General features: G+C 49.0%; 11 protein-coding genes. 3 read left to right on the top strand and 8 right to left on the bottom strand.

What is annotated here, in order from left to right; all coding sequences use genetic code 11:
* Window positions 1-51: 51 nt before the first annotated feature.
* Together HU824_RS05740 and HU824_RS05735 are read left to right on the top strand one after the other, a co-directional pair.
* Window positions 52-1,125: a DUF4369 domain-containing protein gene (locus HU824_RS05740; protein ID WP_136010014.1), complete on the top strand. Its 1,074-nt coding sequence runs from the start codon at window positions 52-54 to the stop codon at window positions 1,123-1,125.
* A gap of 38 nt (window positions 1,126-1,163) precedes the next feature.
* Complete coding sequence (locus HU824_RS05735) at window positions 1,164-2,702, top strand: YifB family Mg chelatase-like AAA ATPase (RefSeq protein ID WP_136010013.1); 1,539 nt, start codon at window positions 1,164-1,166, stop codon at window positions 2,700-2,702.
* 37 nt (window positions 2,703-2,739) lie between these two features.
* Here the strand turns inward: HU824_RS05735 and HU824_RS05730 are convergent, their stop codons facing one another.
* The 7 genes from HU824_RS05730 to HU824_RS05700 all read right to left on the bottom strand — a co-directional run bounded on the left by HU824_RS05730 (window position 2,740) and on the right by HU824_RS05700 (window position 12,765).
* Window positions 2,740-4,803 carry an acetate--CoA ligase family protein gene (locus tag HU824_RS05730; RefSeq protein WP_176468349.1) on the bottom strand — a complete coding sequence of 688 codons (2,064 nt, stop codon included), beginning with the start codon at window positions 4,801-4,803 and terminating at the stop codon, window positions 2,740-2,742.
* 499 nt (window positions 4,804-5,302) lie between these two features.
* Entirely contained in the window at window positions 5,303-7,609 is a 2,307-nt protein-coding gene (locus HU824_RS05725; protein WP_176468348.1) for a DUF4906 domain-containing protein, read from the bottom strand.
* 60 nt (window positions 7,610-7,669) lie between these two features.
* A complete protein-coding gene (locus HU824_RS05720) occupies window positions 7,670-8,725 on the bottom strand; it encodes a hypothetical protein (RefSeq protein WP_176468347.1) in 1,056 nt (351 codons plus the stop codon).
* Between the two features lie 12 nt (window positions 8,726-8,737).
* On the bottom strand, window positions 8,738-9,634 hold the full coding sequence (locus tag HU824_RS05715) for a FimB/Mfa2 family fimbrial subunit (RefSeq protein ID WP_136010009.1): 897 nt from the start codon (window positions 9,632-9,634) through the stop codon (window positions 8,738-8,740).
* A gap of 21 nt (window positions 9,635-9,655) precedes the next feature.
* Window positions 9,656-10,891: a hypothetical protein gene (locus tag HU824_RS05710; protein WP_136010008.1), complete on the bottom strand. Its 1,236-nt coding sequence runs from the start codon at window positions 10,889-10,891 to the stop codon at window positions 9,656-9,658.
* Window positions 10,892-10,961: 70 nt separating this feature from the next.
* The gene (locus tag HU824_RS05705; protein WP_176468346.1) at window positions 10,962-11,648 is read right to left on the bottom strand and encodes a DUF3575 domain-containing protein; all 687 of its coding nucleotides are present in this window, start codon (window positions 11,646-11,648) and stop codon (window positions 10,962-10,964) included.
* Window positions 11,649-11,814: 166 nt separating this feature from the next.
* Window positions 11,815-12,765: a DUF5106 domain-containing protein gene (locus HU824_RS05700; RefSeq protein WP_136010006.1), complete on the bottom strand. Its 951-nt coding sequence runs from the start codon at window positions 12,763-12,765 to the stop codon at window positions 11,815-11,817.
* A gap of 186 nt (window positions 12,766-12,951) precedes the next feature.
* Between HU824_RS05700 and HU824_RS05695 the strand changes: the two genes are divergently transcribed.
* Window positions 12,952-13,884: an acyltransferase gene (locus HU824_RS05695; protein WP_176468345.1), complete on the top strand. Its 933-nt coding sequence runs from the start codon at window positions 12,952-12,954 to the stop codon at window positions 13,882-13,884.
* Here HU824_RS05695 and HU824_RS05690 read toward each other — a convergent pair.
* Entirely contained in the window at window positions 13,871-14,038 is a 168-nt protein-coding gene (locus HU824_RS05690) for a hypothetical protein (protein WP_255260474.1), read from the bottom strand. The genes HU824_RS05695 and HU824_RS05690 overlap by 14 nt on opposite strands.
* Between the last annotated feature and the right edge of the window lie 185 nt (window positions 14,039-14,223).

The raw sequence follows: 14,223 nt of genomic DNA, 5'->3' as shown, positions 1-14,223 counted from the left end.
TCACACCAAAAAGAAGTATTTTCGCGACGAAGTATCAGAAAAAGACCCGGAATGAAGAAAATCTATCTTGCATACCTTCTGCTTATCATATTGTCTGCCTGCGGCGACAAAAACACGAATTCAGTCCACCTAAGTGGTGAAATCAAAGGACTGGGGAATGATACCCTTTATATATATGGTACGGACAAGTTCTATAACCGTATGGACACACTGCTTGTCAAGGATGACAAGTTCTCCGTAACCCTCAGCACCGACACGCTGGCCTCTGCATGGTTGCTATTCAGTGACGGTACAGAGTATCCTCTTTACTTGAACAAAGGAAATAAAATAAAGATAAAAGGTTCTGCTTCCGATATTACTTCATTGGAAATTACGGGGAATGTCTTCAATGAAGAACTGACAGCCTTTCAGAAAGAGTTGAAAGGTTTAAGCACTTCCTCGGAGAAAGCATTGGAGGAAAAAGCAAAGACCTTTATCAACAGCCATCCTGCTTCATTGGCAAGCATCTATCTGCTGGAAAAATATTTCGTGCAAAAACCGCAACCGGACTTCGCCTTAATCAAAGAAATGACAGAACACATGACCGGAGGACTAAAAGACCGCCCGTATGTAGATGAACTGCTTGACCTTATCCAAGAAGAAGAGAAAGTATCTGTCGGGAAAACAATCCCGTACATTCATCTGCCCAATGCGAAAGGTACACAAATCAGCCGCACCAATTTTAAGGACAAATATCTGTTGATACATTTCTGGGCATCCTGGAACCAACAAAGCATGGAAGCCAACGCTGCCCTGCGCAGGATTTACAAGAAAGAAGAAAAGAACAAGCTATTCGCCCTCTGGGGCATCTCCCTGGACATTGACAAAAAGGAATGGGAAGAAGCAATCAAAAGAGATACCCTGAAGTGGGAACAGAGTTGTGATTTCTCCGGATGGAATACCTCTCCCGTCAAGCAGCTCGCCATACAAGCATTGCCAGCCAATCTGTTTCTTAGCCCTTCCGGAAAAATTGAAGGGAAAAACATGAGCGAGGAAGACATTAAGAAGAAACTGGCAGAAATAGAGCAAAAGGAGAAAGAGAAGGAAAAGACCGGAAAGAGACTCAAAAAACAAAACCGACGGTAGCCCCCACCCTGCCATCATTAACCCCTAATTATTAAAACGTGCTCATAAAAGTTTTTGGAGCGGCTGTTCAAGGTATTGACGCAACCCTCATCACCATTGAAGTCAACAGCTCCAGAGGCTGTATGTTCTATTTAGTCGGCTTGCCGGATTCTGCGGTAAAAGAAAGCCATCAACGCATCATATCTGCTTTGCAGGTCAACGGTTACCGGATGCCGACCAGTAATATCGTCATCAACATGGCACCGGCAGATATCCGAAAAGAAGGCTCTGCTTATGATTTGCCTTTAGCCATCGGCATGCTGGCAGCCAGCGAGGTTATCCGGTCTGATAAACTGGACCGTTATCTGTTGATGGGCGAACTAAGCCTCGACGGTAGCCTGCAACCAATCAAAGGAGCACTCCCCATTGCCATCAAAGCCAGAGAACTGGGCTTTGAAGGAATGATAGTTCCCTGCTCGAACGCACATGAGGCCGCCGTAGTGAATAACTTGAAAGTCTATGGCGTGGAAAATATCAAGGATGTCATTGAATTCTTCAACGGAAAACAAGAATTGGCTCCGACGCAGGTCAATACCCGTGAAGAGTTCTACTCCCAGCAAAGCTCTTTCGAGCTGGACTTTGCGGAAGTAAAGGGGCAGGAAAACGTGAAGCGGGCTCTGGAAGTAGCCGCCGCAGGCAGCCACAATATTCTTCTCATAGGGGCCCCCGGCAGCGGAAAATCCATGCTGGCAAAGCGTCTTCCCTCCATACTTCCTCCCCTATCGTTGGGAGAAAGTCTGGAAACAACCAAAATCCATTCCGTTGCCGGAAAACTTGGCAAGGGCGGCGGACTTATTTCAAAACGCCCGTTCCGCGATCCGCACAATTCCATTTCCACAGTAGCCATGACCGGTGGAGGAAGCTTCCCCCAACCCGGTGAAATCAGCCTGGCACATAATGGAATCCTGTACCTCGACGAATTGCCTGAGTATAACCGCAGCGTTTTGGAGGTTCTCCGTCAACCGCTGGAAGATAGAAAAATTACCGTATCACGCATTCGGTGCAATGTGGAATATCCCGCCAGTTTTATGCTGGTAGCCTCTATGAACCCATGCCCATGCGGCTACTATAACCACCCTACCAAAGCCTGCGTTTGCAGCCCCGGACAAGTACAGAAGTATCTGAATCGTATATCCGGGCCTTTACTCGACCGCATAGACCTGCAAATCGAAGTCACCCCACTCCCCTTTGAAAAGATGGCGGACACCCGCCCGGGTGAGTCGAGCGCCACGATACGAGAGCGTGTGATATATGCCCGGCAAATTCAAGAAGCCAGATACGCAGACATTCCCGGTGTATATTGCAATGCGCAAATGAACAGCAAGTTGCTGTCTCTCTACGCCCGTCCGGATGAGAAAGGGCTTGCCATGCTCAAGAATGCCATGAACCGGCTGAACCTTTCGGCACGTGCCTACGACCGCATATTGAAAGTGGCGCGCACCATCGCCGACTTGGAAGGCAGCGAATTGATACAGCCGGCGCACCTGGCGGAAGCTATCGGTTACAGAAACCTGGACAGGGAAGACTGGGCAGGATAAACCGAGGTACAGCATCAGGACTGCCACCTTTCGAAAATCACGTTTTCTCTATCCGAATGCGTGCATCCACCGCCATCACCTGCTTTTCAGTGGCCAACAGCGGATTGAGGTCCAGTTCCTTGATTTCGGTGGCAAAACGCAACAAGGTAGAAAGCCGCACAATGATTTCTGCAAACTTGTCCTCGTTCACGCCTTTCTGCCCGCGCGTACCTTTAATAATCTTATAGGCACGCAAGGAATGAATCATAGAGTAAGCCTCCTCGTAAGACAAGGGTGCCAGACCGGAAGACACATCTTTCAGCACCTCCACAAAGATGCCTCCCAGACCGCAGAGCACTACATGCCCGAACTTCTCTTCATATTTGGCACCGATAAACAGTTCCGTACCCTTCAGCATGGGTTGCACCATGATGGAATGCGCCGCGGGAATCTGCATCATGCGATCGAACTCCAACGCCAGATGCTGTTCACCCTTGATGTTCAGGACAACGCCTCCCACATCCGATTTGTGTACCGGCCCTACCACCTTGGCCACCACCGGAAAACCTACCCGGCGTGCAAAGGCAAGCACCTCTTCCTTCCGGTCGGACACAAACTCCTCTACCACCGGAATGCCTGCCGAACGAAGCAGCGCCTGCACATAGTGCGGGGCAATGTAACCGTCCTCGGAAATGGAATCAATAATCCGGCGGATACGGGGAACATCCACTCCAAAGAGCTCGATTTCATTATTGGCAGGCCGCGGGGCATTCATTATCCGCGAAAGTGCCGTGCCCAAGGTCACTTCATCGGCAAAGTTCACATGGCCTTTTGCCAGAAAAGCAGCAACCTCGGCTCCCGCCGTATTGACGGAAGGAAGTATCGGGAAAATCGGTTTTCTGCAAGTCTGCATCTTCTCGTGCAATACGTCATACATCTCGAACATGGTCACCAGTCCCGGGGTACCGAAAATAGCCATTACAGCATCAATATTGTCAAACTTCTCCTCACAATACTCCAGACAGAGGCGCAGGTGTTCCGGCGTACCCGTGGCCAGGATATCAATGGGATTTCCCACGGCTGCACCAGGAAAAAGCTTGCTCTTGAGTTCCTCCGCCACCGGCCCTTCCAGTTTCGGGACATTCAGTCCGCCCTTACTCAACGCATCGGTCAGCATCACTCCCGGACCGCCGGCATGGGTAATGATGGCGAAGTTTTTCCCTTTCAGTTCCGGCAGTGTGAAGATACAACCTACGGTCGTCAGCTCCTCGCGCGAATAGCAACGCACAATACCTGCCTTACGGAACAAGGCCTCCACCGCCGAATCACTGCTGGCAATGGCTCCCGTATGCGAACTTGCCGCCCGGCTGCCGCTCTCGCTGCTACCCGCCTTGATGGCTGCAATCTTGCAGCCCTTCTTGATGAGCGAAGACGCATGGAACAGCAGACGGTCGGGGTCACCGATACTTTCAATATAAAGAAGTTTTATGCGGGAATCCGTCTCCGGATTGAATTGTTCGTCCATGTATTGCAGCACATCCTCCACACCGATTTGCTTGGCATTTCCCACAGACCATACTGAGTTGAATTGCAATCCCTTGGTCACGGCGCTCTCCAGTATGAACACCGCCGTGGCACCGGAACTGGAAATCAGGTCCACCCCTTGCGGATGCAGTTGCGGGATGGGCTGGCTGAATACGCTATGATGCCACGAGTTCATAAAACCGATGCAGTTGGGGCCTATCAGGGAAGCTCCATACCGGTTTACCGTTTCCAGTATACGGTCTTCCAACGCAGCTCCTTCAGGAGTTTCCTCGCCAAAGCCGGCAGAGAGGATGATGAACGCCTTTACCTGCTTCTCCGCGGCAAGTACTTCCACGACATCGGGGCAAAGGACGGCAGGAATGGCAAGGATGGCAAGGTCTGTATCGGGCAGTTCTTTCACGTCGGCAAAAGCGGCAAGGCCCTGCACTTCGGTCTCTTTGGGATTCACAGCACGAAGTTCGCCGGCATATCCGCCGCTAAGCAGATTCTTCAAAATAGCCCCTCCGGGCTTGTGCACGTTATTGGATGCACCCACCACCACGATGCTGGCCGGATGAAGCAATTGGCTTGTTATCATAGTCTGTTCTTACATTAAGTTAGTGATTCATGCACAAATATACACTTTCCATACGTAAAAACAATCGGAAAAGGAAGAAATATGCCTTAGCTCCATACGGCTTTTTCATTGAAGGAAATTGAAGGGAGTTAGAAGGAGTTATCGCCTTTCGGGCTCGGAAGTTAAAGCCGATAGTTATGTTGATGTAGAGCGATACTATCGGCCTAACTCCTTCTGACTCCCTTCAACGAAAGAGCTGTGGCTTCTGCCAGAAAACGGCAATCTTGCCACAGGATATAGGTTACCCGCCTGACAAACACTTGCAATAGAGTTGCAAGATACAGACAATAAACTCCTGAAGTATTCGTTGTAAAAATGATAAAGACAGGCTGCCGGTTCTATCCCAAGCCTTGGGATAGACATCCCCAACCTTGGGATAGACATCCCCAACTTCGGGACGCATATCCGCAAGCCTGGTTTCACTTTTCTATTGCCGCGCACCCACGGCCCTTTACAGGAATCACTCGTCCATCTCCTCGCGCACGCACCGCACCGGATATGCGCAGGAACGGCGGGCATACTGGTAACCGTAATCGTAAGGGTTCACCAAGTCCGGATGAATATGGAATATGGAAGAGGCATTGTGGTAAGAAGCCGCAGAGGTGTAGTATCCTCCACACCCATTCACCACGAAGCAACTGCCGTCACCCGTTCTCCAGCCACAGAGGGGGAAGAATGAAGTCGGACCGCTGCGCCAAGCCTGCATATAGAACGTCATACCATGATGCGCATGCTCACTACCATGGTTCGAATAATTCTGCTGTGTATAAGTGTCGGTGTTCAGCCCTGTACTTGTGAATCCCATCCACGCATCGCTTCGAGGCAATATCCAGCCGGCAGGACAGGGATCGAAAAGGGACTTCTTCGTAGCCCCGTTATTGGCCACTACATTGTTATAGTTGACAGTGGCTTCGTCAAAAGGAACCCCGCCCCATAGTTTGTCGTTATGTCCCCAATACCAGTCACCGTCATTGATATAATATGCCGGGTCGTGCGTGTTTCCATTGCCCGGACCGGGTTGTCCGCTACTCTCTCCGCCATTCTGGAACAAGCCGGGAATGACGGTCGCCATAAACTCCGTAGGATTCTGTATGGAATGTTCTATGTTGCCTGTGTCCGGAGTCACCCTGACGGCCCTGAACAGCTCTCCCGTGCCAGCCGTACTGGTCATAGGCAGCAGTTTTGCTTTGCTGTCATATACTCTCTGTACATACGGATAAGCATTCGCATAGAAAGTGACCCCATCCGTTCTTGCCGTTTGCGGGAACGGGTCCTTCCGGCCCCACTGGTAATACATGCCGAAGGTACCTATATCGCCCACAGAGGTGCTCACCGCTCCCAGGTTGCAGGACATGAAACTGTATCCCGGAACACGCTTACCGGTATTGATGCCGCTGCTGTTCCAGCTGTATGTGGTGTACTTCACCGCATGCGACAGCTGTGCCGGAGCTTCATTGTTCACCCAGATGTGCCATGACCAGATGATGACACCTTTGGCATTGCGCGCCGCAATTACGGCATTGCCGTTAATGCCACCGCTCCTTACACACACTTTCTGCTCTGTCTCGTCAAAGAAAACCCGGTCTTTTTTCGAATTGTCACCGATGGGAAAGTGCGTCCCGTCACCGGTCTGCCACAAAATGTCCACATCATGGAGTGCCTTGTCCGGATTGTTCTTGTCCACATAATCGGTATATTTCCAGCCACCTCCGGTCTCGGTACGTGTATAAGGGTCGAACATGATGAAAGCGTTGTGCTTCATCACGTAGCAGTTGGCGGGTGCTGCCACCACGCGGTTGTCCGTCTTGATAGAGGTGAGGCTGAGCTTCACGTTGTAGTTATGATTCCGCTTCACGTCAAAGTTGTCCACGGTGTTCATGCCCGGATAGATGGTATATATATAGTTGCTGCCATCGGCCTCGGAAGAAACGTAGAGCTGAAGGTGCAAGGCGTTGGCAGGCGCGTTCCTGTTCTTGTTCTCGGGGTCGGTGTTCTTGTTACTACCCTGCATGTTCTCGGGCATGTACCAGACATAATCCACATCCGATGCCGGCGACTTGATGGTATAGTCCACCACCGAATCGAGTTTCTGGGGATATATCGTACCCGCTGCCGGTGCCACGGCGCGAAAACCGGCGGGAATATTCTTCACCTCTGCACGAGTGATTTTCAGTGCATTTGCCTCCTCATTCTTGACAATACGGAAGGTAATCTTGGCCAGCATCCGTACCAAGGAGATTTCGAAATTGTTCGTGTGCCCGGGAAGGATGTCGAGCGTGGCACTGCCCAGCATCAGCATGTTGGTGCCATCCTCATCGTGCAGGTCGTCTTTCCCGAAACTGAACATCAGCTCCGAGAAGCGTTCCTCAGTGGCCAGACTGTCACTCACGAAGCCTTTGTCATCGTTCAGGTTGGCCAGCACATACACCTTACTCGAAGTAGCCGGACGAAGCATTATCTTCACATCGTCAAGGTCATCGGGCTCATAATAGCGGGGCAAGGCGATGAGGTTGCCCTTGGAGTCGTACTGGAATACCCAGATGTTATCCACCGCCTTCTCCTTGGCCTCATCCAATACACGTGTCGATGCGGTTCCGTCGTCCGGCAGCCTGCCTATCACACGGGCAGGACGCACCGATAACGACAACGACACCTCTTCCATTCCGGCCTCTCCGGCCTCGTGAGTTCCGGGGCCGATGACATCATCGGCACATGCCCATAGTATGCATAACAAGCATACGTTCAATATATAATTAACTGGTTTCATAAGTAGTTCATCAGAATTCAGAAAATAAACGCTTCATCATCCCACACACAGGAAGACATATCATCCGCCTATGACAAAATCGTTGTTCACGTTCTGCCACTCGGCGACGGTCAGTTTCCCTTTCTCGTCAAGCACAAACGTCACAAGCATCCTATAAAGATGCCCTGCACGCATTTCGCTGTCGTCGTCTTCCTGGTTTCGCACGTAAAGCTTATAGGTCTCCGCGCCTACATTGCCTTTCAGCTTCACATTCATCTCCACATACATATTCTTCGACGGATAGGAATAGGCTGTACACACCGCCGAGTGCTTTGACAAATCAATACCCTCACCGTTGTAATGCGGCTCGTCTCCACTCGAGAACACAGCGCTGTTATCGGGCGTGGAACATGCCAAATTGCCCTTCTTTGCTTCCGCATTCTTGTTGCCGTTCAGCAACACGGACGTCTGCACATCCACCAGCTTTACTCCGGTGATGACAACATCTTTCGTCAGCAGAGGAGCGACACACTGTACATACAGTTCCAGACGGGAAACCACCGCTGATGTTTCAACTTCCACCTTTAGCGGCGTGTCAGACGCCGAGGTGCTCTGCCGTACGTCGGTGCACGTCTCCCCCCACAACAGCACTTGCCCGCTCGTCCGTATGTAGTCCAAGTCGTCGGAGCCTACCACCACGCCTTTCAACTTTTCGTAGCGATAGGGGCTGGTCCATGACGTAACCGTTTCGTCACCGGTTTCAGCAATCGTGCCGGGTGTTTCCTCCGAAGCAGCCCCCACCTGTCTCACCAGTTTCTTTTTCAGCTCTTCACGGGGATTTCCCACAACGACAAAAGTCTTTTTCCCCTCGCGCAACTTGAATGCCACCATAGTGGAAGTGGCATCGAACGTAGCACATCCTTCCAAAATCCCGTCTGCATTGTAAGCAAATACAATGCCCTGCTGCAAAGTCGGTGAAAGTCGGTCTCCGTCCGTCTCTCCCGCCCGAGTATGCACTGCCACAGCGACAAGAGGGTCGGCAGAATCAATGCCATCCCCACGTTCACAAGCAACGGCCATCATCCCCCAGACAACAAGCAGCACCGTCCGGGTCATTATTCCAACTATCTGTTTCATATTTTTATTCCGTCAGGCAGGGAAGATGCTGTCTTCTTCCCACACCGGCAATTTTATGGTTACATTCGTGCCCGATATGCTTATCAGCATCTCTATCACGATTTCTTCTTTTCCTGCAAGGTGGATGCCATGTTCTGCCATGTACTTCTGCAAGCTGACTTCCGCCAGTTTCTTACCGCTTTTGCAATCGAACACCATCACTACGGCCGGAGTGTCCTCCCCGAAAAGAGGCAACTCGCACACTCCCCCATACATATTCCGCTCCGGAAAGGCATCCATGGAGGGCATGAACAGTGTCTCTTCACCTGCCGCCTCACCCTCAAAGCTCATCTCGGCCGGAAACATTCCTGCCTTCACCTCATAGGGACAATCCGTATCTTGCACCACGGTCTGTCCTGCGAAAACAATATAAGGTTTGAAGGTAATATGCGCAGCATGGAAGCGAAGTACAGTCTCTTTTCTGCCATCCACATCGGCAAGAGTGAAAGCGGTACTTCCCAGATAAAGCGGGTCGTTGCTGCCGGGCAAAGAACCGCTTGCCACCTCCCGGTTGCAGACACGGGCACCGGCAAGCGTTTCGGTGGCAGAAGCCATGTTCTGCCTGCCTATGTTTCCCCAACACACCACCTGATAGGTACCTGCCCGAGGCAGGCGCAACTTGAATCCTTGGAAATGTTCCAGATTCTTCTTGTCCAGTCGCGAAGCAATCACCAGACTCCCCTGCTCGTCATAAATGTAATAGTCTACGGCGGATATATACTCTGCAAAACAGTCTTCCGCACCGTCGGCCATGTATTCAAACCTGACGACCGCATTGTTGCAGCCACCCACCTCCACCTCGGTGAGGCAGGAAACACATCCCAAGGCCAAGGAGAGAAAAGACAACAAGAATTGCAATATTCTTTTCATAAGCACCTGAACCGTTGCCTTTTACAATGCAGGATAAATATTATCAATCTTCCAAGGAGCAACACTCACCGTAACCTTGACACTTACGTCCGTCGGCATAATCTTGTCTGAGAGGTTGGTAGTTCCAAACTTGATTTCATCTATCTTGTAGATATGTCCATTGTAGAAGTTCACAGCGTCCGCATGGGCCGAATGGCTTCTCACGAACCGGTTAAGATTGATATAACGTACCCCTTCCAGTTTTTTCTCTTCCCAGCTGTTGGTGGTCTCGTCATAAAGTTTCACTGTCATCCCGGACAGTTTCAAGAGAAGGTGAACGCCCAGATGGCCTTTATAAGGTTCCACACCTTCGGCAGGCTCTTCAATGGCAAAGAACGGATAAGCCCACTTCTTGCTCTGAGTGGCCTCAGGATAGAAAGAATAAACATTGTGGCCGTCCTCTGTCTGTTCCTGCACCTTGCTAAACTCAATGCAATCGGCCATCCAGCCATATCGGGTATAAAAGGTTTTCAACTCAGCTTCCACATCACTGGTCGCATAATCCGGAGATACCCAGTCAGACTCGACGCACTGCTGATTCAAAGGCATTTTCTCATAGAATCCGGCCACATAAACACCGTCCAGTTTGTAATCAAGGATGGTCTGGTCGGTCGTAATCTTGCCTATCTCCAGACGGGCGCAGAGGGGAGACAAAGTTACCGTGGCTTCCTTCATGCCTGCACCTCCATCTGTCAACCCCTCTATGCCGGCAAGTGCCACATGATTCATGTTGTCTGCGTGCTGGTTGCCCAGAGAGATTTTCTTGAGGTGTATGTCGGATATGAAAGGAAGGTCTCCACTATGAATATCCTGGTCGTTCAATTCATCACTGGTCACATTACCCACGATATAGACCTTGGACACATCTCCTGAGATACCCGTGAACGTATGTCCCTCTTGTATCTGCTTCAACGACAGCTTGTGTCCTTCATCATCCACATCTTCCTCATTGCTCACAATGCTGTAATGGGTTCTCACCTGTCCTTTTGGGGTAAGGAAAAACAGATAGCCACTCTGAAACTCCACAGCGCTCTCTGTCTTATCATTCTTTTCGTCTTCTATCATACGTACCTTAGGCACTTGTACGTTTTCAATTCTCACAAATACTTTTTGACCCGACTTGCCACCCTCGGGCAATACTCCTTCTTCTTCTGAACGAGTACACGCTGCACAACACAGCATCATTACCGCCAAAACGGAATAAAAAATTCTTTTCATATCTAAAAAACTAATTGATTTTGTTTCTATCGCAAAGTCTTCACCGGAACACGAAAACAAGTGTGATACATCAGAACCGATAAAGCAGATTCAGGCAGAACCCCGTCAACACAAACTCATCCCTCTTGAACTTACGGCACAGACATCTGTCGCCTTTTTCGTTCAACACATACTTCTTCACATCGGAATGACGATAACCTGCACGCACATTCAACTCTACAGCAAGCCCTTTCCAGACAGGCTGAAGATAGCCCGCCGAAACGCCTTCGCTATGAAAATGTCCGGTATGGTTGGCTTCCGGTATGCGGTCGTTAAAGTCTCCTATCTGACCGTAGACACCCACAAAGAAACCCTTGAACACTTCGTCTTTCTTGAGCCAGAAGCGCGGTTCGAGTACATAGGAAGTAAATCCCTGAAAACGGTTTCCTCCTTTGTAAGAGTGCTCGCAATAGGCAAAAGTGCCCTTCAGAGAGTAACGTTTTCCCCAATAATATTCAGCATACACATTGCCTCCGTATGTAGTATACGATAAGTCCGGACGAAACCCTATCCATGAAAGCAGGTTTGTACCCACCGCCACACGCGGCTTCTTCTTTCTGAGTGAGTCTTCCGTTTCGAAGTGGAGAGAGCCATCACTCAGGCTAGTAACATTTTTTTTGCTTTTCAAATGCTGTACGGATTGTTCTTGCGCATACAACACCGCTGGGTTCGCCATACAGCAACTCAACATAAAAACAACCAAAAACTTTCTCTTCATGAGACCGTATTTTTACTATTTATTATGCTTAATTTTAAAAACGGTCGCAAAATTATTAATCTGATACAACGCAAACAAATGAATAGTGCTTATTTTTCTTAAAAAAAGAAAACGACCTATATACAGCCTCTCCAGATGCTCCTGATTCGCCGTATGGCAATTAGAATCAGAGAACGGGATGAAGAATCAAATACTCTTCTATCTGTGCAAAAGGAGCATCCTTCAGCAGTACATTCTTTTCTGCATCAAGCAGATAAAGCGTAGGGATGGCTCGCAGGTCATACAATTGTCCGGCATTGATGAGCTGTCCGGAATCATAGCCGTTTATCCATTCCTTCGGAAAGTCCGAAAGGTGTTCGTTCCATTCTGAAAGATTTTCGTCTGTATACATGGCAAGGAGGGTGAGCTCATGGTCGGCAAGCATGCGGCTCACCAGTGCGGAGCTTTTCAATTCGGAAATGACGGCTTCGCAAGCATGGCAACCGGGATTGTTGATAAACAAGAGGGTATAGTCCGACCGGAGTGCATGTAGAGTACCCTGCTTGCCGGATTTCAGAGTGTAGACAAAATCGATGGCGCGACTGCCTTTCCGGTTTTTCTGCGCCAGCTCGTAACGGGCTTCGGGAACGAGCTTCTCCGTATCGGTCAGTACCGGGGCACGCAATATGGTTTCGAGCATAGCGATATAAAACTCTTCATTGCGGATGGGCGAGTTTGGATCGTACCAATATTTATCGGCCAACCCCATGAAATGTTTGAGGACAACCTTATTGACGAGAAATTTATGAAAAGTTTCCTTGATACGAGCTTCCGAATAGTCCTCGGGGCAGGGAAGAAGCAAATAACAGAAGTTAACCCAAGCTTGCTCTATTCCTTTTTTCTCACAAGGAAAAACTGTTGTCTGGGCGGCAATCGGAAAGTGGTCCCAATAATGTCGAATCAGATAATCTTCTCTTTGGGCAACAGAGGTAAGGGTAGCAGGAATGGCCGGCAGTTCGAAACTCTGTGTACTGTCTTGCCCAGCCACCGGTTCTTTAGCGGTTTCAGCAGACTTGGGACGTACACATGCACAAGCAACCAGCCCTATTAAAAGAGCATAAGACAGTTGTTTTTTCATCTTTCACAATCGGATAATTTCGAGATAAATAACAGGTGCAAAAATACTAATTATTTGCTCACACTCTTCGTTTCGGATGCCCAAAGTGAGAATTTCACATCTATCAAAACGTTCCAAGAAGCTTGAATTATGTGCAACTTATATTATCTTTACGCCCTGAAATACAACTAGCAAACCTCATCGTTCATGGAAAACCGTGTCAAAGAGATAGATTATCTGAAATGTATCTTCATCATCCTGATGATTATTTTTCACCTTGTATATATAGGCGACAAGTATCCGTATGCGAAACAAATCGTCTATACGTTCCACATGTCTGCTTTCCTGATTATTTCGGGCTATCTGGCCAACAACCGGAAGGATGCCCGAAATTTTCTCCGCAAGTTCCTATGGATTTTCATTCCGTATGTTTGTATGGAGGCAGCCTACACAGTGATGTCGCATTTCCTACCCGTACGCGAAAGCGTGGCTGAAATCACTCCCGCCGTACTGATTGACAAGGTATTCCTTCATCCGATGGGTCCTTACTGGTATCTGCATACGCTAATTCTGTGCAGCCTCATCTATTACATCACGTTCCGCTATGTACGGTTGTCGGTTGTCTCCCGACTGGTTGTGGCTGGTGTCTGCCTGTTTGCCCTTTCCTATTGCGGAGGATTGATGAACTTCTCCAATGCCCTCTATTTCCTTATCGGCATAATAGTGAGCCAAAGCGGGCTTCGTTTTACACAGGTCTTTCGCGGCACACCTCTTGCCATTGTCCCATTCGTCATACTATGCTGTTTTCCCGCCAATCTGGATAGAGGTACTCTGGCAGGAGTCGCCATCACCTGGCTTTCCATCAGCCTGTTGTTGGCAATCTACAATTATCTGTCTGCACAAGTCCGGTGGCTCACCTTTTTTATAGGGCGTAATACGCTGGTCATACTCCTTTTATCGCCCATTTTCACCATTCTGTCCAAGGCGTTTCTACCCATATTCGCCTTCGACCCTACAGGAATGCTGTTCCTTGTCACTGCTACCTTCTTTACCCTTAACGGCTGCATAGCTATGGCGTGGACTATGGACAAACTACACGTTTCCAGATTCTTCTTCGGAAAGAAGACTATATTGTGTTGAAGCGGTTCACATCTCCGCCCACAAAGGGAAGTTTCACTATAAACTCCTTTTCGTCCTTAAGAATCTCCACTCGCGTGCCGTATGGGGCATACTGCCGTTGCAGATTCTTGATACCATGCAGAACCCAAAACCTATGTAAAATAAAAGATTTCATTTTCGATATTATTTTTAGTAGATGACAAAAATTAAATATATGCTGTTAAACATTTAATTTTCAAGTGATTAAATCTGCAAAAGTCCCTGAAATTTAGTAATTTAAAGGAAAAGTTTGGCGACTTTTCTCCATGAAAACTACTAATTCCAAGGACTCAGTCAAAGTTAACCAAATCCTCCCGATTA

The organism is Bacteroides sp. L10-4, assembly GCF_013373675.1.
GTDB lineage: Bacteria > Bacteroidota > Bacteroidia > Bacteroidales > Bacteroidaceae > Bacteroides > Bacteroides muris.
The sequence above is the reverse complement of the archived record's forward strand: the minus strand, read 5'-3'. Positions and strand labels throughout refer to the sequence as shown.